The sequence below is a fragment of the Microbacterium petrolearium genome, from assembly GCF_054782875.1.
Genome location: NZ_BAAGRQ010000014.1, coordinates 36,937 through 55,659, shown reverse-complemented (window position 1 = coordinate 55,659; position 18,723 = coordinate 36,937). Strand labels below are relative to the sequence as shown.

The window sequence follows — 18,723 nt, the reverse complement described above, 5'->3', positions numbered from 1 at the left end:
CGCTCGGCCCGTCTCGGCGGCGGCCGCGTTGCGGCCTCCGCTCGACGAGCGGGGGCCGGTCGCGCTCGTCGACCGGAGCGCGCGCAGCGCGCGGAGCGGAGACGTGTCGAGCGGAGCGCCGCAGGCGCGGAGTCGAGACCCGCGGCGGCCCGCCTCAGCCCTGTGCGAGCACGTAGTCGAGCGAGCGGATCAGCTGACGCACGTCATCCGGCTCCACCGACACGAAGGTCGCGATGCGCAGCTGGTTGCGGCCGAGCTTGCGGTACGGCTCGGTGTCGACGATGCCGTTGGCGCGCAGCGTCTTGGCGACGGCCGCCGCGTCGACCGTCTCGTCGAAGTCGATCGTGACGACGACGGGGGAGCGGTGCGCGGGGTCGGCGACGAACGGCGTGGCCACGGCCGAGGCCTCGGCCCACGCGTAGAGCGCCTGCGACGACTCGCGCGTGCGGGCGTCGGCCCACGCGAGGCCCCCGCGGCCGAGGATCCACTCGAGCTGGCTGTCGAGCAGGTGCAGCGTCGCGAGCGCCGGGGTGTTGTACGTCTGGTTCTTGCGGGAGTTGTCCAGCGCGGTGGCCAGGCTCAGCGACTCGGGGATGTACCGGCCGCTCGCCGCGACCCGCTCGATCCGCTCGATCGCGGCGGGCGACACCGCGGCCAGCCACAGGCCGCCGTCCGATCCGAGGTTCTTCTGCGGCGCGAAGTAGTAGACGTCCGCCTGCGCGACGTCGAAGTCGATCCCGCCCGCCGCGCTCGTGGCGTCGATCACCGTGAGCGCCCCGTCGTCGCCGGCCACGCGGGCGATCGGGGCGGTGGCGCCCGTGGACGTCTCGTTGTGCGGCCACGCGTACACGTCGACACCCGCCACGGGCTCGGGCAGCGCGATCGATCCCGGTTCCGCCTTGCGCACATCGGGCGCCTCGAGCCACGGTGCCGCCGCGGCCGCGGCGAACTTGCCGCCGAACTCGCCGAAGGTGAGGTTCTGGCTGCGCTTCTCGATGAGCCCGAACGCCGCCGCGTCCCAGAACGCCGTGGATCCGCCGTTGCCGAGGATGATCTCGTAGCCCTCGGGCAGGCGGAACAGCGATGCGAGGCGCTCCCGCACGCTGCCGACGAGGTCCTTCACGGGTGCCTGGCGATGCGACGTGCCCAGCAGCGACCGCCCGGCGGCCGCGAGGGCGGCGACCTGCTCGTCCCTCACCTTGGACGGGCCGCAGCCGAATCGTCCGTCGGCGGGCAGGAGATCGGCGGGGATCGTGAGCGTCATGCGTCCATGGTAGGACCGGCCGCGCCGTGGCTCCGCGCGGGATGGGGTCCAGGGGAACCCACATGCCGCGCCGCATAGGATTGCCGGAGGAACCCCACGGAGGCCCGGATGACCGACCTGATCGACACCACGGAGATGTACCTTCGCACCATCCTCGAGCTCGAGGAGGAGAACATCGTGCCGCTGCGCGCGCGCATCTCCGAGCGGCTCGGCCACTCCGGTCCCACGGTGTCGCAGACGGTCGGCCGCATGGAGCGCGACGGGCTCGTGCACGTGGGCGAGGACCGTCGCCTCGAGCTGTCGGAGGCCGGCCGGCAGAAGGCCGTCGACGTGATGCGCAAGCACCGCCTCGCCGAGCGGCTGCTGTCGGACGTCATCGGCCTGGACTGGGCGTACGTCCACGAGGAGGCGTGCCGCTGGGAGCACGTCATGAGCGAGCAGGTGGAGCGCCGCCTCATCGAGTTGCTCGGCAGCCCCACCGAGTCGCCGTACGGCAACCCGATCCCGGGCCTCGATCTCATCGGGGGCGAGCCGGGCCGCGACTTCGACGAGGGCGTGATCGGCCTCGTGAAGGCGCTCGACGCGCAGGGCGGCCCGCTGCAGGGCACGGTGCGCCGCCTGGCCGAGCCGGCGCAGGTCGACCCCGAGCTGCTGCAGCAGCTGCGCGTGGCCGGCGTGGTCCCCGGCGCCTCGGGCGACTTCCGCTACAGCGAGGGGTACGTGCTCGTGCACATGGACGGCAGCGACGAGGCGCTCGAGCTGCCCGTCGAGATCGCCTCGCACGTCTTCCTCGTCGCTCCGCGCTGACCGGTCGAGGGCGCGCGGGCGCTCTCAGAATCGGAGCGTGACATTTTCGTTATCTTCCCGTAGGGTGGGGAAATCCCGAGGCCGGAAGGCCCCGAACCCGTTCTGCAAGCAATCGCCTCTCCGGCTCGTCCTTCTTGCAGGATGCACTGTCCGACGACGAGTGCTGACGAGCCGGCGCTGCCCGAGCGCGAGGCGACGGAGGAACACGTCTTGACCCAGAACCCCACGCCCGCAGGCTCACCCGAGGCCTCGGACACCCCCGAGAACGGCGCGATCGCGCCCGCGAAGATCAGTCGGCGCGACATCCGCCGCGCCGAGCGCACGCTGCGCGCGGAGAGCACCCCGAAGGTGCGCCCGCTGCGCGCGGCCGGCACGATGGCCGCGGTCCTCGCGCTCATCGCCGGCGTCGCCATCCCCGCCTACGCCGCCACCCAGGGTGGCGACGCGGAGCAGGTGACGGCCCACGACATCGCCGAGGCCGACGCGCAGTCGCTCACGGTGGAGGGCGGCGCGGCCGCCTCGCAGCTGAGCGCCTCGAGCTACTCGGCCACGACGGCGAGCGAGATCGAGAAGAAGAAGGCGGCGGCCGAGGCCGCCGAGCGCGCCAAGGAGATGGCCGCGGCGGCCGCCGCCGCGGCGTCCGCGCCCGCCTCCGTCTACTCCGGCAACGTCATGCCGTCCGCCCCGAGCGAGGGTGTCGTCTTCCCGCTCCCCGCCGGCTCGTGGACCTCCGGTCGCGGCCTCGGCGACTCGGGCTACCACATGGGCTGGGACCTGCTCGCCGCGACCGGCACGCCGATCTTCGCGGCCGCCGACGGCGTGGTCTCGCAGGCCGGCTGGAGCGGCGGCTACGGCAACGCCGTCGTGATCGAGAGCAACGTGGGCGGCAGCGCCACCAAGACCCGCTACGGCCACATGTCGTCGATCGCGGCCTCGGCGGGCCAGTCCGTCACCGCCGGCCAGGTCATCGGCTACGTCGGATCGACCGGTCGCTCCACCGCACCGCACCTCCACTTCGAGGTCTACGTCAACGGCGGCGTCGTCAACCCGCAGGGCTGGCTGCCGTACTGATCCGCGGCCTCGCAGGGCCCCGTCGGCAGCCGCCGGCGGGGCCCTCGTCGTCTCGGCGGCACCACCGGGCGAGCCGGGGCCGTCGACACGCCCGGGAATGTTCACCTCGCGGATGGCCCCGCGCGGCCCCGGCTGGGCTACTCTGATCCCGTCGCCGCGCGAAGCGGAGGGAGAAGCCGATGTCACGAACACCTCGCATCCGAACCACGGATGCGCTCGGGCGTTACGTGCTTCGGCATCGTGTGCACACGATGCGCGGGTCGTCCGCGTGCAGAAGGCGCTGTCTGTGAGACAGCGCCTTTTTTCGTCCCTGCGCGCCCTCGCATCGCTCTCCACCGCAGAGCGCGACGTCGCTGGATCGAGAGCCCGGAAGCCGTCCGGGACCCGTCGAAAGGACACGGCATGCGCACTCTGGTGTTGAACGCGGGCTATGAGCCCCTTGCGGTCGTCTCGTTCAAGCGCGCCCTCGTGCTCGTCATGAACGAGAAGGCGAGCATCGTCGAGCGGATCGAGGAGGAACCGATCTGGGGCACCCACGGGTCGTACGAGCGACCGGCGGTGATCGTGCTCACCCGCTACGTGCGCGTGCCGGGCGGCCGCCGCGTGCCCGTGACGCGCCGCGGGGTGCTGCGCCGCGACGGCCACCGCTGCGGCTACTGCGGCAAGCCGGCGTCGACCATCGACCACATCCTGCCGCGCTCGCGCGGCGGTGCGGACTCGTGGGAGAACCTCGTCGCGGCCTGCCTGCGCTGCAACAACGTCAAGAGCGACCGCACGCCGCAGGAGATGGGCTGGGAGCTGCGCGTCACGCCGCGCCCGCCCCGCGGCGGCGCGTGGACCGTGCGCGGCGTGGAGCGCAGCGACCCGCGCTGGGAGCCGTACCTGGCGCTCGCGGCCTGATCCGCGTTCACCCGCGCCCGGTAGAGTCGGCACGCGCGCCGTGCGGGCGCCCCCGCGGACGAGAACGAGTGAGGCCGGATCCCTTGAGCATCGACGACCCCGGCCCCTTCGACCGCGGCGCGCTCGCGCCGGACGAGCGGACGCTGATCGACATCCTCACGGAGACCACGGCCCGCCACCCCGACGCATCGGCGCTCGAGGACGAGGTCGGCGCGCTGAGCTACCGCGAGCTGCTTGCGCTCGTCTGGCGCACGGCCGCCCGGCTGCACGAGCAGGGTGTGGGGCGCGGCGACCGGGTGGGCGTCCGGATGCCGTCGGGCGACCGCGAGCTCTACATCGCGATCCTCGGGATCCTCGCCGCCGGGGCGGCGTACGTGCCCGTCGACGCCGACGATCCGCAGGAGCGGGCCGATCTCGTCTTCGGCGAGGCGGGGGTCCGCGGCGTCGTCGCGCCGGGCGGCTACGCCGCGGTCGACGCGCGGCCGGCCCCGCTGTTCGACGGCGACGACCCGCATCCCGCGACGAACGCGCTGCCCCTCGTGCCGCCGCCAGGTCCCGGCGACGACGCGTGGATCATCTTCACCTCCGGCTCCACGGGCGTGCCGAAGGGCGTGGCGGTGACGCATCGCTCGGCCGCTGCCTTCGTCGACGCCGAGGCGCGGCTGTTCCTGCAGGACGCGCCGCTCGGACCCGGCGACCGCGTGCTCGCCGGCCTCTCGGTCGCCTTCGACGCGTCGTGCGAGGAGATGTGGCTCGCGTGGCGCCACGGCGCGTGCCTCGTGCCCGCGCCGCGAGCCCTCGTCCGCTCGGGCGAGGACCTCGGCCCGTGGCTCGTGGGGCACGGGATCACCGTGGTCTCGACGGTCCCCACGCTCGCGTCGCTGTGGCCACAGGACGCGATCGAGAACCTCCGGCTGCTGATCTTCGGGGGCGAGGCGCTGCCGGCCGAGCTGGCCGCACGCCTCGCGAGCGAGGAGCGCGAGGTCTGGAACACCTACGGGCCGACCGAGGCCACCGTCGTCGCGTGCGCGGCGCGCATGGACGGCGACGCGCTCCGGGCGGGCGAGCCCGTGCGGATCGGCCTGCCGCTGGACGGCTGGGCGCTCGCGGTCGTGGACGGCGAGGGCGCGCCGGTCGCGGAGGGCGAGGTCGGCGAGCTCATCATCGGCGGCGTGGGACTGGCCCGCTATCTCGACCCCGCGAAGGATGCGGAGAAGTACGCGCCGATGCCGCGGCTGGGCTGGGAGCGGGCGTACCGATCCGGCGACCTCGTGCGCGCGGACGCCGCGGGGCTCGTCTTCCAGGGACGGGCCGACGACCAGGTGAAGATCGGCGGGCGGCGGATCGAGCTCGGCGAGGTGGAGGCGGCGCTGCAGGCGCTCACCGCCGTCTCCGCGGCCACCGTCGCGGTGCAGCGGTCGGAGGGCGGCGTGCCCCTGCTCGTCGGCTACGTCGTTCCCGACGCCGGGTTCGACCGGCAGACGGCGCGCGCCGAGCTGGCCGAGACCCTGCCGGCGCCGCTCATCCCGCTGCTCGCCGTCATGGACGAGCTGCCGGTGCGCACCTCCGGCAAGGTCGACAAGGCCGCGCTGCCGTGGCCGCTCGACGGCGGCGATCCCGCCGACTCGCGCCTCTCCGGCACGGCCGCGTGGCTCGCCGAGCAGTGGCTGGGCGTGATCGGCATCCGGCCGGCCGACGAGAAGGCCGACTTCTTCCAGCTCGGCGGCGGATCGCTCGCCGCGGCCCAGCTCGTCTCGCGCATCCGCGCGAGGGCGCCCGAGTTCACGATGGCCGACGTGTACGACCTGCCGCGCCTGGGGCAGATGGCCGCCGCGGTCGAGGCCGACGCCACGGACGACGATCCGGACCGCCCGCCCGTGCCGGCGGCGGCGCCCACGCCGCGGCGGATGCAGTGGGTGCAGACGCTGCTCGGCGCGCCGCTGCTCGCCCTCGGCGGGGCGCGCTGGATCGTGTGGCTCCTCGCGGCGTCGTGGATCCTGCAGCTCGCGCCCGGCTTCGCGTTCCTGCCGGACGCGCCGTGGTGGACGATCCTGCTCGGCATCGTCGTGTTCGCGACGCCGTTCGGGCGCATGGCCATCGCGGCGCTCGCCGCCCGGCTGCTGCTCACGGGCCTGCGCCCCGGCGACTACCCCCGCGGCGGTGCCGTGCACCTGCGGCTGTGGCTGGCGGAGCAGATCGCGCACCAGATCGACGCGGTCGGCATGGCGGGCGCGCCGTGGGTGACGTACTACGCCCGCGCGCTCGGCGCGCGGATCGGCGAGGGCGTCGACCTGCACACCATGCCGCCCGTCACGGGCATGCTGCGCGTGGGCGCCGGGGCGGCGATCGAGCCCGAGGTCGACCTCAGCGGGTACTGGATCGACGGCGACACGGTGCGGATCGGCGAGATCCGGATCGGCGCGGACGCGACCGTCGGCTCCCGCAGCACCCTCGCCCCCGGCACCCGCATCGGCCGCGGCGCCGAGGTCGCCCCGGGCTCGGCGGTGTTCGGCCGCGTGAAGGCCGGGCAGCGGTGGGCCGGGTCGCCCGCCGTGCGCGTGGGCGGCGCCTCGGCCCCGCTCGCCGTCGGCCGCCCCGCCGCGCCGCGCCGCTGGCTGTGGGCGTACGCCGCGTCGTCGATCGTGCTCGCGCTGCTCCCCTTCGCGGCGATGGCCGCCGGCGGGCTCGTCCTCGCGGCGGGTGTGCGCGGCGCCGACTCGCTCGGCGCCGCCGTGCCCGGGCTGCTCGCCTGGCTGGTGCCCGCCGTGATCGTCGCCGGCCTCGTCTTCGCGGGGCTCGTGCTGGCGCTCGTGCGGATGCTGTCCATCGGGCTCGTGGAGGGCGTGCACCCGGTGCGGGGTCGCATCGCGTGGCAGGCGTGGACGATCGAGCGCCTGCTGGATTCGGCGCGCACGATGCTCTTCCCGATCTACTCGAGCCTGTTCACCCCGATCTGGCTGCGGCTGCTCGGCGCGAAGGTCGGCCGCGAGGTGGAGGCGTCCACCGTGCTGCTGCTGCCGTCGATGACCACGATCGACGACGGGGCGTTCCTCGCCGACGACACGATGGTCGCGACCTACGAGCTGCGCGGCGGCTGGATGCGCATCGCGGCGGCGCGGATCGGCAAGCGCGCCTTCCTGGGCAACTCCGGCCTCGCCGGCGCCGGCCACCGGGTGCCGAAGAACGCGCTCGTGGCCGTGCTGTCGGTCGCACCGCTCAAGGCGAAGGCCGGCTCGTCGTGGCTGGGCTCGCCCGCCGTGCGGCTGCGCCGCGTCGTGAACGAGGCCGACCTGGAGCGCACCTACCGCCCGCGCCCCTCGCTGCGCGTGGCGCGGGCACTGTGGGAGCTGTGCCGGTTCGTGCCCGTCGTCGTGACGTGCGCGCTGGGACTCGGCGTGCTGCTCGCTCTCGCGTGGCTCATCGAGGCGCTCGGCCTCGTGCCCGCGCTGCTGCTGTCCGGCGTGGTGCTGCTGGCGGCGGGCGCGGTGGCCGCGGCCGTCACGACCGCGGCGAAGTGGGCGCTCGTGGGCACGATCCGGGCGGGGGAGCATCCGCTGTGGTCGAGCTTCGTGTGGCGCACGGAGGTCTCCGACACGTTCACCGAGATGCTCGCGGCGCCGTGGTTCGCCAACGCGGCGGCGGGCACGCCGGCGCTCGCCGTGTGGCTGCGCTCGCTCGGCGCGCGCATCGGGCGTGGGGTGTGGACCGAGAGCTACTGGCTGCCCGAGCCCGATCTCGTGCGCCTGGGCGACGGCGCCACCGTGAACCGCGGCTGCGTCGTGCAGACGCATCTGTTCCACGATCGGGTGATGAGCACCGACACCGTCACCCTCGAGGCCGGGGCGACGCTGGGACCGCACAGCGTGATCCTGCCGGCGGCCACGATCGCGCAGGCCGCGACGGTCGGGCCCGCCTCGCTCGTGATGCGCGGCGAGTCGGTGCCGGCGGGCAGCCGCTGGAGCGGCAATCCCATCGGCCCGTGGCGCGCCGTGAGGGCGCGCCGGTACCAGCCGGCGGAGCGCGCATGAAGCCCGATGCCTACACGCCGAACAGCGGCGACCCGAACGTGCGGGTGGAGCACTACGACCTCGCGCTCGACTACAAGGTCGGCACGAACCGCCTCAGCGGCACGGCGACGATCACGGGCCGCGTGCGCGAGCGCACGAAGTCGGTCGCGCTCGATCTCGTCGGGCTGCAGGTCAAGAAGGTGCGCACGGTGCGCGGCCTCGACGTGTCGTTCCGGCAGTCGGCCACGCGCACGCGGTTCACGTTCGGACGCTTCCTCGAGGAGGGCGAGTCGTTCACCCTCACCGTGACGTACGCCGGCTCGCCGCGACCGCGCGGCACCCGGTGGGGCACGCTCGGCTGGGAGGAGCTCGAGGACGGCGTGCTCGTCGCATCGCAGCCCACGGGGGCACCGACCTGGTTCCCGTGCAACGACCTGCCGCGCGACAAGGCCACGTACCGAATCGAGATCACGACCGACGCCGACTACGCGGTCGTCTCGGGCGTGCCGGGCACCGTCGAGCCCGCGCGGGGCCGCCGCCGATGGACCTTCGACCTCGACGTGCCGACCGCGACCTACCTCGTCTCGCTGCAGATCGGGCGCTACACGCGGCGCGAGGTGGCCCTCGGCGGCGTGCCGGGCGCGCTCGCCTACCCGCGCGCGATCGAGGCGCGCGTCGAGGCCGATTTCGCCGATCTGCCGCGCATGATGGCGGTCTTCGAGGAGGCGTTCGGTCCCTACCCGCTGCCGGGCTACACGGTGGTCGTGACGGAGGACGAGCTGGAGATCCCGCTCGAGTCGCAGGGCATGGCGGTGTTCGGCGCCAACCACATCGACGGCTGCGGCGGCCTCGAGCGGCTCATCGCGCACGAGCTGGCGCACCAGTGGTTCGGCAACAGCGTGGGCGTGGCGCGCTGGCGCGACATCTGGCTGAACGAGGGCTTCGCCTGCTACGCCGAGTGGATCTGGGCGGAGCGCTCGGGCGGCCCCACGGCGCACGCCCTCGCCCTCGGGTATCGGGCCGATCTGGCGGGGCGGCCGCAGGATCTCGTGCTCGCCGATCCCGGGGCGGACCGGATGTTCGACGACCGCGTGTACAAGCGGGGCGCGCTCGCCCTGCACGCGCTGCGCCTGACCGCCGGCGACGAGACGTTCTTCGGGATCCTGCGCGACTGGGCCGCCGCCCACCGCGGCGGCACGGCCAAGACCTCGCACTTCGTGGCGCTGTGCCGCGAGCGGGCGGGCGACGCGGCGGCGCAGGTGCTCGGCCCCTGGCTCGACGACGCCGCGCTGCCCGTGCTGCCGCCGGGGCCGCGCGTGCGCCCGGCCGTGCTCAGCGACGCGCTCGAGACGGGCGCGCCGCGATCGCGAGACTGACGACGAATCCGTCGGGCGCCGGCACGTCGTGCAACGCGATCGGCCCGTCCCGGCCGGGGATCCGCGCGCGCTCGCCGCGGATCCGCACGTCGCCCGGCGGCACGCGCAGCCCGCGGCCGTCGGCCTTCAGCGCCGCCTCGATCCGCGTCCATCCCCGCAGTGTCGGTGGGGGATCGAGGAGGTTCGCGAGGTCCGAGAGGACCGTGCCGGGTTCGCCGCGTTCGACGTCGACGCCGATGGCCTCCGCCTCGCGGGTGGGCGCCGCGGCGGCGACGACGAAACCGCCCGCGTAGGCCGCGCTCAGCGCGACCGGGGCCTCGAGCGCCACCGGGGCGCCGTGATCCGCGCCGCCGCAGCGCGGGCAGCGCCGCGCGATGCGCGTGCCGGACCAGGGGGCGAGCGCCGAGACGAGAGACGCGAGGAGGGCGTCCGCCGCGGCCGAGCGATCGGGACCGATCGCCGCGAAGTCCACGAGAGCCGGCCCGATGCGGTGCATTCGCTCCTCGCTCGCCTGTGCCCCTGACTGGACTCGAACCAGCGACGCACGGTTTAGGAAACCGACGCTCTATCCACTGAGCTACAGGGGCGTCGGTGTCCAGCCTAACCCGCCGCGCGCCGCCTCAGGGATGCGACAAAGGCCGGGCGGAGGGATCCGCCCGGCCTTTGCGCGTCTGCCGGTGCGATCAGTTCGCGGCCTCGTAGGCCTCGAGCACCGAGGCCGGCACGCGGCCGCGCTCGGAGACGGTGTAGCCATTGGCCTTGGCCCATTCGCGAATGGGGCCGTAGTCCTTCTGCCCGCCACGGCGGCGCTGCTGCTGCTTCGGTCCGGAGGACGAGCCGCCGCCCGCGCGGCGACCGGCCGAGATGTACGGTGCGAGCGCGTCACGCAGCGTCGCGGCATTCGCCTCGGTCAGGTCGATCTCGTAGCTCTTTCCGTCCAGAGCGAAAAGCACGGTCTCGCCCTCTCCGGGTTCGAGAACGGTTCCGTCGATATCGTCGACGAGCTGATGCACGATTTTGCGAGCCATGTGCCCGAGGATAACACCGGATGTGCTAATCGCCACCTCGCGGAATACCGGCGTGCCGGAAAAGGGAATTCCCCTGATGGAGGAATGCGCGATCAATTCGCGGAAATCCCCATTCGTGAGGGGAGTAGTGGCGGGTCTCAGGGGAGGAGGCCCGTGCGCCTCGCCCTCGCGACGGCGGCGTGACGCGTCGACGCGTCGAGCTTGGACATGGCCGACCCGAGATACGCCTTCACGGTGCCCTCGCGCAGGCCCAGTCTTTCGGCGATCTCGGCGTTCGTCGCGCCCAGCGCCACGCAGGCGAGCACATCCGTCTCCCGTCGCGACAGCCGCACCCCCGACTGCGGCGCGCTCGCCTGCGGTGCGGTCTCGCCCGACAGGCCCGCGAGTCGGCGCTCCACATCCTCCAGCCGCGCCCGCAGCTGCGGATCGGGCACATCGGCGGCGATGCGGCGCAGCTCGGCATAGCTCTCGCGCAGCTCCTCCTGCTGCGCGGCGCTGAGCGCGGGCGCCTGCGGCGGCGGCGCCGACTGCGCCAGGCGGCGGTCGACCTCGTCGCGGATGCGCAGCTCGGCCGCCAGCTCCTCGGCCACGCGCATCGCCGGGGCCGTGGCGACGCCGCCGATGTTCCACCGGCCCCAGGCGCCACCGTAGAGCACGCCGCGGGGCCGCCCGCCGACGACGACGGGCACCGCCAGCAGGGTGCCGATCCCCTCGCCCAGGATCCAGCGATCGTAGTCGTGCGTGATCTGCGTGGCCGTGCCGTAGTCGCCCGTCATCCGCGGGCGCAGCTCGCGCATCGCCCGCCCGCCGAGGCCGCGCTCCACGCGCACGGCCAGCCCGTCGAGGGCGTTGGTCTGGGCGCCGACGATCGCATCGACCGCGGCCGTATCGTGCTGCAGGAGGCCGCCGAACGCGACGGGGAAGCGCGTGCGGCGCGCGAGGTCGCGCACCGCTCGCTCCAGCAGCGGGTCGCGCGGGGATGGTGCCTCGGTTCTCACGAATGACCTCCGCTTCCGCGGCGCCATCGCCGCGTCCTCGGTCCGGTGTGCGCGGGGGCTCCCGCGTACCGACTTTCGGGGGTGACGGCCGTGCCGCCGCGTTCGTAGCGTCGAAGCTACCATCGGCGATGCCTGCGGCGCGCCGGTCGGCGACGCAAAGTCGCGGCGCCGTCACCCGACCATGTGGCAAGGAGGCCTCATGACCGAACCATCGACCGGTGCGAGGAGCACCATCGATTACATCGCGGAGGAGAATTCCCCGCGATTCCGGGAGCTGAAGCGTGCCCACCGCGGCTTCGTCTTCCCGCTCGCGGCGTTCTTCCTGATCTGGTATTTCGTCTACGTGCTGCTCGCCGGTTGGGCGCCCGACTTCATGGCGATCAAGGTGTTCGGCCAGGTGAATGTGGGCCTGCTCATCGGCCTCGGGCAGTTCGTCACCACATTCGCGATCACCATGGCCTACGTGTCGTTCGCGAACCGCCGGCTCGACCCCCAGTCCGCCGCCATTCGCGCGGACCTCGAGAAGCAGGAGACGCGCGCATGAACGTCGTCCACGCGGCCGCCGGAACGGCGGCGGCCGAGAACAACCCGATCCTGAACATCACGATCTTCGGCCTGTTCGTCGTGGTGACGCTGATCATCGTCATCCGCGCCTCCCGGAACAACAAGACGGCCGCGGACTTCTATGCGGGCGGGCGCGCCTTCTCCGGCCCGCAGAACGGCTTCGCGATCGCGGGCGACTATCTCTCCGCGGCCTCGTTCCTCGGAATCGTCGGCGCCATCGCCGTGAACGGCTACGACGGATTCCTGTACTCGATCGGATTCCTCGTCGCCTGGCTCGTCGCCCTGCTGCTCGTGGCCGAGCTGATGCGCAACACGGGCAAGTTCACGATGGCCGATGTGCTGTCGTTCCGGCTCAAGCAGCGGCCGGTGCGGATGGCGGCGGCGATCTCGACGCTGACCGTGTGCTTCTTCTACCTGCTGGCGCAGATGGCCGGCGCCGGCGGGCTCGTCTCGCTGCTGCTGGGCATCGACGACGAGATCGGCACGGCGGTCGTCGTGAGCGTCGTCGGCGTGCTCATGGTCGGGTACGTGCTCATCGGCGGCATGAAGGGCACCACCTGGGTGCAGATCGTCAAGGCGTTCCTGCTCATCGGCGGCGCCATCCTCATGACCGTCTGGGTGCTCGTGATCCACGGGTTCAACTTCAACGACCTGCTGTCGGCGGCCGTCGCGGCCTCGCCGGACGGCGAGGCGACGCTGAACCCGGGCCTGCAGTACACCAACCCGGTCGACTTCCTCTCGCTCGGCCTCGCGCTCGTGCTCGGCACGGCGGGTCTGCCGCATGTGCTGATGCGCTTCTACACGGTGCCCACGGCGAAGGAGGCGCGTCGCTCGGTGGTGTGGGCCATCTGGCTCATCGGCCTGTTCTACCTGCTCACCCTCGTGCTCGGCTACGGCGCGGGTGCGCTCGTGGGCGAGGAGACGATCCTCGGCTCGCCGGGCGGCGTCAACTCGGCCGCGCCTCTGCTGGCGCAGGCGCTCGGCGGCGCGGTGCTCATGGGCATCATCTCGGCCGTCGCGTTCGCGACGATCCTCGCGGTCGTCGCCGGCCTGACGATCACCGCGGCGGCGTCGTTCTCGCACGACATCTACAACGGCGTCGTCAAGCGCGGCAAGGCCACGGAGGGCCAGGAGCGCAAGGTGGCGAACATCACGATCCTCGTGATCGGCGTGCTCGCCATCGTCGGCGGCATCGCGGTGCTCGGGCAGAACGTGGCGTTCCTCGTGGCGCTCGCGTTCGCGATCGCCGCCTCGGCGAACCTGCCGACCATCCTGTACTCGCTCTTCTGGCGCGGCTTCACCACCCGCGGCGCCGTGTGGAGCATGTACGGCGGCCTCGGCACCGCGATCATCCTGATCGTGCTCTCTCCGGTCTTCTGGGGCACGCCCACGAGCGTGTTCGGCGAGACGGGCGTGGCGATCTGGCCGCTCAGCAACCCGGGCATCGTCTCGATCCCCGTCGGGTTCCTGCTGGGATGGATCGGCTCGCTCACATCGAAGGGGTCGGAGGACCCGCGGATCGCCGCCGAGATGGAGGTGCGCTCGCTCACAGGCCACGGCGCCGAGAAGGCGGTGAAGCACTAGTCACAGCGGTCGGGGCCCCGCGGAGCGACGCTTCGCGGGGCCCCGCCGCGTGCGGGCCCGGCAGGCCTTCGGCACCTGCGGGGTCCGCTCGCGCGTGAGGACGGGGCACACCGCGCGGACCCGCTCACCAGACGCCGCTCGTGCCGCGCCGGTGGCTGCCGACCAGGTGCGTGTCGACGATGCCGACGGCCTCCATGAGCGCGAACATCGTCGTCGGACCCACGAACCGGAAGCCGCGGCGCTTCAGCTCGCGCGACAGCGCGACGGACTCGGGCGAGGACGAGGGGATGTCTGCCGGGGTGGCGGGCGCCGGCGTCTCGGCCGGCCGGTGGCCCCAGATGAGCTCGACGAGCCCGCCGTCCTCGCGCAGCGCGACGGTGGCGGCGGCGTTCCCGATCGTCGCGAGGATCTTCGCGCGATTGCGGACGATCCGGGCGTCGGCCAGCAGCCGCTCGACGTCGTCCTCTCCGAACGCCGCCACGGCGTCGGGGTCGAACTGCCGGAACGCCTCGCGGAAGGCCTCGCGCTTGCGCAGGATCGTCGCCCACGACAGCCCCGACTGGAACGCCTCGAGGCTCAGCCGCTCGAACAGCCCGCGCTCGTCGCGCACGGGCATGCCCCATTCCGTGTCGTAATAGGCCCGCAGGAGCGGGTCGCGCGAGGCCCAGGCGGGGCGGGCGAGGCCGTCGTCGCCGATCACGAGATCCGTCACCTCGGCACCCCCTCCGGCGCGGGCGAGAGGGCCCCGCGCTCGAGGGCCACGAGGAAGCGCTTGTGCTCCGGGTGGCCGCCGTATTCGCCGAGCGTGCCGTCCGCGCGGATGACGCGGTGCACGGGCACGACGAGCGAGAACGGTGTGTCGCGGCAGGCCGTGCCGACGGCGCGATGGGCGCGCGGGCGACCCGCCATCGCCGCGACCTCGCCGTACGAGGCGGTCTCGCCGTAGGGGATCTCGCGCACCGCGCGCAGGGCCTCGCGCGCGAAGCCCGACACGAGCCGCCAGTCGAGCGTCAGCTCGAACGCCCGCAGCCGGCCGCGGAAGTATGCGTCGAGCTGCGGTGCGAGGTCGGCGACGACCGCCTGATACGGATCGGGGGAGATGCGGTGCGCGTGCGCGAGCGCGCTGAGGGCGTGCCCCGGGTCCTCGGCGACCCGCACGGCCACGAGCCCCTCGGCCGAGGCGACCGCGAGCACGACGCCCAGCGGGCAGTCGACGGTGCCGAATCGGAAGTCCATGCGTCCATCCTGTCGCGTGCCGCCGACACCGCGGACGGCCGCGGCCCGGGATGTGGACGACGCGCGCCGGCGCGCGGGCTGTGAGCGAACCGCGCCCGCGTCGTGCCCGGACACCCGCGGGAGCGGGAATACCGCGAAACTCCGCGGATCGCAACGTCGATCCGGCATCCGATGCGTAGCCTGACTGCGTGTTCCGAGCCAAGACGAGCGCCGCGGCGGTCCGCACCGCCGCGGACGTCACCCCCGCGGACCTCGGCGTCGCCGAGCCCGGGGTGCAGGTCGTGCACGCCGCCGACGCCGAGCGCGAGCGGCTGCGCCTCGCGGCCGCCGACCTGGGCGGGCCCTCGCCCCTGCTGAGCTACCGCGAGGCCCCCGGCTCCGGCATCGACATCACGAAGGCGCACCCCGGCAGCCTGCCGCAGTTCATCACGGGCAAATCGACGCTGCTGTCGAACCTCTTCCGCGACGAGGTCGCGCTGCGCACGGCGCGGCTCGCGGCCGAGCGCATCACGGCCAAGCACATCGAGCTGCGCACGGTACGCGCGCTCGACGCCGTGCGGCTGGCCGTGGGGCTGGCGTCCTGGCGGCTCGGCTCCGAGACGTTCAACGCGCCCCTGCTGCTGCGGCCGCTGGCGATCCGCCGCCACCACGCCGACTTCGAGCTGAAGCTGCACGGCGCGTTCACGGTCAACCCCGAGCTCGTGCGCGCCCTGCGGGAGCAGTTCGGCATCGAGCTGGACGGCGCCGCGCTGGCGGCGCTGGCGCACTCCGAGGGCGTGTTCAAGCCGCAACCCGTGATCGACCGGCTGCGCTCGGCCACCTCGCACATCGAGACCTTCACGGTGCGCCCCCGCCTCGTCGTCTCGACGTTCGCGGACGTCGGCGCAGCGATGGCGCGCGACCTGACGACGTTCGACCATCCCGTGCTCGAGGCGCTCTCGGGCCATTCCGAGGCGCTCGCGGCGTTCCGCAGCCAGCGCGACGTGCCGCACGTGCCCCACCCGGACGAGCGGGCGCCGGCATCCGACACCCTGCTGCTCGACGCCGACGCCGAGCAGGAGCGCGTGCTCGCGCGCATCGCGGCCGGCCAGTCGCTCGTCGTGCACACGCTGCCGGGCACGGGCGGCACGCAGACCGTCATCAACGCGGTCGGCGCGCTCGTGCGGGCCGGCAAGAGGGTTCTCGTCGTCAGCCCGCGCCGCTCCACCCTCGACGGCGTGCGCCATCGCCTCGCCGCGGTCGGGCTCGACGCGCTCGCCGTGTCGCCCTCGTCGCTGCGCCGCGATCTGATCCGCGCCATCGGCCGCAACGAGAAGGCCGAGCAGCCGACGGTCGCCGACATCGACGACGCCCTCGTGCGCCTGCGCACGGTGCTGCGCGACTACCGCCGCGCCCTGGTGCGGCCCCACCAGACCCTCGGGGTCTCGGCGCTCGACGCCACGCGCACCCTCACGAGGCTCGCGTCGCTGCCGAACCCGCCGTCGACGAGCGCGCGGCTGGGGCTGCGCACCCTCGAGCGGCTCTCGGGCGATCGGACGGACGCGGCCCGTACCCTCGCGCTCGCGGCGCGGCTCGGGGAGTTCCGGGTGGGCCCGGACGACTCGCCGTGGTACGGCGTGACGTTCGCGTCCACGCAGGAGGCGAAGGACGCGCACGCGCTCGCGGGCCGGCTGCAGGGCGTCGACGTGCCCCAGCTGCTCGAGCGCGGCTACGAGCTCATCTCGCAGACCCGCATGCGCCCGTTCACGACGATCGACGAGCTGGGGGAGTACCTGCGCCTGCTGCACGGCATCCGCGACTCGCTCGACCGCTTCAGCCCCACCGTCTTCGAGCGCCCGCTCGGCGAGCTCATCAAGGCGCACGGACCCCGCCGCGACTCGGTGAACATGCCGGCCGCCACGCGCCGCCGGCTGAAGAAGCTCGCGCGCGAGTACGTGCGCCCCGGCGGCCACGTGGTCGACATGCACGCCGCCCTCGTGCGCATCCAGCACCAGCGCACGCAGTGGCAGCACCTCGTCGACGTGGGCACGGTGCCGGAGATCCCCATCGGCCTGGCCGACGTGCACGAGGCGTGGAAGCGCGTCGTCGCCGACCTCGAGGAGCTCGACCGGGCCCTCGGGCGCGGCACGCGGCTGGCCGCGATGCCGGTGCAGCGGCTCGTGCGCACCCTGGGCGGGCTCGCGGCGGAGTCGCAGGTGTTCGACAACATCGTGGAGCGCGCCGAGCTGCGCACCAAGCTCGCCTCGCTCGGCCTCGAGCCCCTGCTGACCGAGCTGTCGGTGCGGCACGTGGACGAGGCGCGCGTGGGCGAGGAGCTCGAGTTCGCGTGGTGGCAGTCGGCGCTCGAGCACATGCTGCAGGGCGATCGCGCGCTGCTGGGCGCGAACACCTCGGTCGTCGACCGGCTGGAGCGCGACTTCCGCCTGGTCGACGAGGCGCATGCCGCCGCGTCGGGCCCGCTGCTGGCGTGGCAGCTCGCGGCGCAGTGGCGGATCGGCATCGTGGACGAGCCCGAGGAGTCGGCGGCGCTGCGGCGCGCGCTGATGCGCGGCGAGGTCGACGCCCAGAGCGTGCTGCGCCAGGCCCCCACGCTCATGCGCGTGCTCGCGCCCGTGTGGCTCGCCTCGCCGTACGAGGTCCCCTCGATCCCCGACAGCGAGGCGTTCGACGCCGTCATCGCCGCCGACGCGGCCGCCGTGAGCGTGACCGAGGTGGCGCCCGCGATCCGTCGCGCCCGCCAGGTCGTCGCCTTCGGCGATCCGGTCACGCAGCGCCCGACCCCCTTCGTCGTGCAGACGGGCGGCGAGGCCGAGGACGGCGCGGTGTTCGACGGCACCAGCCTGTTCGAGAGCCTCGCCGAGATCGTGCCGCTCGAGACGCTCACGCGCAGCTACCGCGCCGGCGGCGAGGACCTGGCGGCGCTCGTGAACGACGCGTTCTACGGGGGCGAGATCGTCTCGCTGCCGTGGGCGGGCTCGTACCTCGGCCGCGGCAGCCTCACGGTCGACTACGTCGAGGGCGGCAACGGCACGCCCGACCCCGTGACGGGGACGGTGGAGAGCCCGGATCCCGAGGTGAACCGCGTCGTCTCACTCGTCGTGGAGCACGCCGTCAACCGCCCGAACGAGTCGCTCATGGTCGTGAGCGTCAGCCGGCGGCACGCGGATCGGGTGCGCGCGGCCATCAACGAGGCATTCGCCGGTCGCAGCGACGTGGCCGACTTCGTCTCGCGCGACACGGCCGAGCCGCTCGCCGTGCTCACGCTCGAGGAGGCGGCGGCCGAGAGCCGCGACCGCGTCATCCTCACGCTCGGCTACGGCCTCACCAAGCACGGCCGCGTGCTCAGCGACTTCGGCGACCTGTCCACGCCCGACGGCGAGCGCCTGCTCACGATCGGGATGACCCGCGCGCGCCGGTCCATGGTGATCGTGTCGTCGATCCGCCCCTCGTCCTTCGACGACGGGCGCCTGCAGCACGGCGCGGCGACGTTCATGGGCATCCTGGGCGGGATCGCCACGCGCGGCCGCGAGGCGCGCCTCGAGGACCTCGCCGATCCGCTCACCCTCGCCCTGGCCCGCGAGCTGCGGCGCCTGGGCGTCGCGGTCGACGTGGACTACCGGGGGCTGCTGCCGCTCGTGGCCCAGCACGGGGGCAAGGCCGTGGTCGTGGAGTCCGACCCCGAGTCGCGCGGCGAGTCGCTGCGGGAGTCGCTGCGCCTGCGGCCGCACGTGCTGCGGCGACTCGGCTGGCACTACGTGCGCGTGCACGCCTTCGACCTGTACAGCGACCCGGCGGCCGTCGCGGCGCGCATCGCGGCCGTGCTGGGAGTCTCGCAGGACACCGCGAGGGCCGAGGAAGACACCCAGCCGCTCCACCTATCCTGAGCCG

General features: G+C 73.6%; 14 protein-coding genes and 1 tRNA gene. 8 read left to right on the top strand and 7 right to left on the bottom strand.

What is annotated here, in order from left to right; translation table 11 throughout:
* Window positions 1–154: 154 nt before the first annotated feature.
* Complete coding sequence (gene serC, locus ACYVJ0_RS11180; protein ID WP_460817881.1) at window positions 155–1,264, bottom strand: phosphoserine transaminase; 1,110 nt, start codon at window positions 1,262–1,264, stop codon at window positions 155–157.
* A gap of 108 nt (window positions 1,265–1,372) precedes the next feature.
* On the opposite strand from serC, the gene ACYVJ0_RS11175 reads away from it, so the two are divergent.
* The 5 genes from ACYVJ0_RS11175 (at window position 1,373) to ACYVJ0_RS11155 (ending at window position 9,425) form a co-directional block, all read left to right on the top strand.
* Entirely contained in the window at window positions 1,373–2,071 is a 699-nt protein-coding gene (locus tag ACYVJ0_RS11175; protein WP_449854783.1) for a metal-dependent transcriptional regulator, read from the top strand.
* Window positions 2,072–2,281: 210 nt separating this feature from the next.
* The gene (locus ACYVJ0_RS11170; RefSeq protein ID WP_449854784.1) at window positions 2,282–3,142 is read left to right on the top strand and encodes a M23 family metallopeptidase; all 861 of its coding nucleotides are present in this window, start codon (window positions 2,282–2,284) and stop codon (window positions 3,140–3,142) included.
* A gap of 402 nt (window positions 3,143–3,544) precedes the next feature.
* Window positions 3,545–4,042 carry an HNH endonuclease gene (locus ACYVJ0_RS11165; RefSeq protein WP_460817878.1) on the top strand — a complete coding sequence of 166 codons (498 nt, stop codon included), beginning with the start codon at window positions 3,545–3,547 and terminating at the stop codon, window positions 4,040–4,042.
* A gap of 83 nt (window positions 4,043–4,125) precedes the next feature.
* Window positions 4,126–8,070 carry a Pls/PosA family non-ribosomal peptide synthetase gene (locus tag ACYVJ0_RS11160; RefSeq protein ID WP_460817877.1) on the top strand — a complete coding sequence of 1,315 codons (3,945 nt, stop codon included), beginning with the start codon at window positions 4,126–4,128 and terminating at the stop codon, window positions 8,068–8,070.
* A complete protein-coding gene (locus ACYVJ0_RS11155; protein WP_460817875.1) occupies window positions 8,067–9,425 on the top strand; it encodes a M1 family metallopeptidase in 1,359 nt (452 codons plus the stop codon). Before ACYVJ0_RS11160 ends, ACYVJ0_RS11155 begins: the two co-directional genes overlap by 4 nt.
* Here ACYVJ0_RS11155 and ACYVJ0_RS11150 read toward each other — a convergent pair.
* The 4 genes from ACYVJ0_RS11150 to ACYVJ0_RS11135 form a co-directional block, all read right to left on the bottom strand.
* A complete protein-coding gene (locus tag ACYVJ0_RS11150; RefSeq protein WP_460817873.1) occupies window positions 9,382–9,921 on the bottom strand; it encodes a hypothetical protein in 540 nt (179 codons plus the stop codon). The genes ACYVJ0_RS11155 and ACYVJ0_RS11150 overlap by 44 nt on opposite strands.
* Window positions 9,922–9,939: 18 nt before the next feature.
* Window positions 9,940–10,012: transfer RNA gene (locus tag ACYVJ0_RS11145), tRNA-Arg, on the bottom strand.
* A gap of 96 nt (window positions 10,013–10,108) precedes the next feature.
* On the bottom strand, window positions 10,109–10,453 hold the full coding sequence (locus ACYVJ0_RS11140; protein ID WP_449854789.1) for a histone-like nucleoid-structuring protein Lsr2: 345 nt from the start codon (window positions 10,451–10,453) through the stop codon (window positions 10,109–10,111).
* Window positions 10,454–10,590: 137 nt separating this feature from the next.
* Window positions 10,591–11,451: a LuxR C-terminal-related transcriptional regulator gene (locus ACYVJ0_RS11135; protein WP_460817871.1), complete on the bottom strand. Its 861-nt coding sequence runs from the start codon at window positions 11,449–11,451 to the stop codon at window positions 10,591–10,593.
* 199 nt (window positions 11,452–11,650) lie between these two features.
* Between ACYVJ0_RS11135 and ACYVJ0_RS11130 the strand changes: the two genes are divergently transcribed.
* A complete protein-coding gene (locus ACYVJ0_RS11130) occupies window positions 11,651–11,995 on the top strand; it encodes a DUF485 domain-containing protein (RefSeq protein WP_449854791.1) in 345 nt (114 codons plus the stop codon).
* On the top strand, window positions 11,992–13,599 hold the full coding sequence (locus ACYVJ0_RS11125; protein WP_449854792.1) for a solute symporter family protein: 1,608 nt from the start codon (window positions 11,992–11,994) through the stop codon (window positions 13,597–13,599). The genes ACYVJ0_RS11130 and ACYVJ0_RS11125 overlap by 4 nt, the downstream gene beginning before the upstream one ends.
* Before the next feature lie 124 nt (window positions 13,600–13,723).
* Here ACYVJ0_RS11125 and ACYVJ0_RS11120 read toward each other — a convergent pair whose 3' ends face one another.
* Complete coding sequence (locus tag ACYVJ0_RS11120; RefSeq protein ID WP_460817868.1) at window positions 13,724–14,311, bottom strand: DNA-3-methyladenine glycosylase I; 588 nt, start codon at window positions 14,309–14,311, stop codon at window positions 13,724–13,726.
* Window positions 14,308–14,835 (bottom strand): methylated-DNA--[protein]-cysteine S-methyltransferase, encoded by a 528-nt coding sequence (locus tag ACYVJ0_RS11115; protein WP_460817867.1) that lies wholly within the window; start codon window positions 14,833–14,835, stop codon window positions 14,308–14,310. The genes ACYVJ0_RS11120 and ACYVJ0_RS11115 overlap by 4 nt, the downstream gene beginning before the upstream one ends.
* 188 nt (window positions 14,836–15,023) lie before the next feature.
* On the opposite strand from ACYVJ0_RS11115, the gene ACYVJ0_RS11110 reads away from it, so the two are divergent.
* Window positions 15,024–18,719 carry an AAA family ATPase gene (locus tag ACYVJ0_RS11110; protein ID WP_460817865.1) on the top strand — a complete coding sequence of 1,232 codons (3,696 nt, stop codon included), beginning with the start codon at window positions 15,024–15,026 and terminating at the stop codon, window positions 18,717–18,719.
* Window positions 18,720–18,723: the final 4 nt, after the last annotated feature.

Excerpts from the sequence above, each read along its gene's own strand:
- ACYVJ0_RS11125 (WP_449854792.1), top strand. The coding sequence starts at position 11,992 with ATGAACGTCGTCCACGCGGCCGCCGGAACGGCGGCGGCCGAGAACAAC.
- ACYVJ0_RS11155 (WP_460817875.1), top strand. The coding sequence starts at position 8,067 with ATGAAGCCCGATGCCTACACGCCGAACAGCGGCGACCCGAACGTGCGG.
- ACYVJ0_RS11140 (WP_449854789.1), bottom strand. The coding sequence starts at position 10,453 with ATGGCTCGCAAAATCGTGCATCAGCTCGTCGACGATATCGACGGAACC.
- ACYVJ0_RS11150 (WP_460817873.1), bottom strand. The coding sequence starts at position 9,921 with ATGCACCGCATCGGGCCGGCTCTCGTGGACTTCGCGGCGATCGGTCCC.
- ACYVJ0_RS11175 (WP_449854783.1), top strand. The coding sequence starts at position 1,373 with ATGACCGACCTGATCGACACCACGGAGATGTACCTTCGCACCATCCTC.
- ACYVJ0_RS11130 (WP_449854791.1), top strand. The coding sequence starts at position 11,651 with ATGACCGAACCATCGACCGGTGCGAGGAGCACCATCGATTACATCGCG.
- ACYVJ0_RS11165 (WP_460817878.1), top strand. The coding sequence starts at position 3,545 with ATGCGCACTCTGGTGTTGAACGCGGGCTATGAGCCCCTTGCGGTCGTC.
- serC (WP_460817881.1), bottom strand. The coding sequence starts at position 1,264 with ATGACGCTCACGATCCCCGCCGATCTCCTGCCCGCCGACGGACGATTC.
- ACYVJ0_RS11115 (WP_460817867.1), bottom strand. The coding sequence starts at position 14,835 with ATGGACTTCCGATTCGGCACCGTCGACTGCCCGCTGGGCGTCGTGCTC.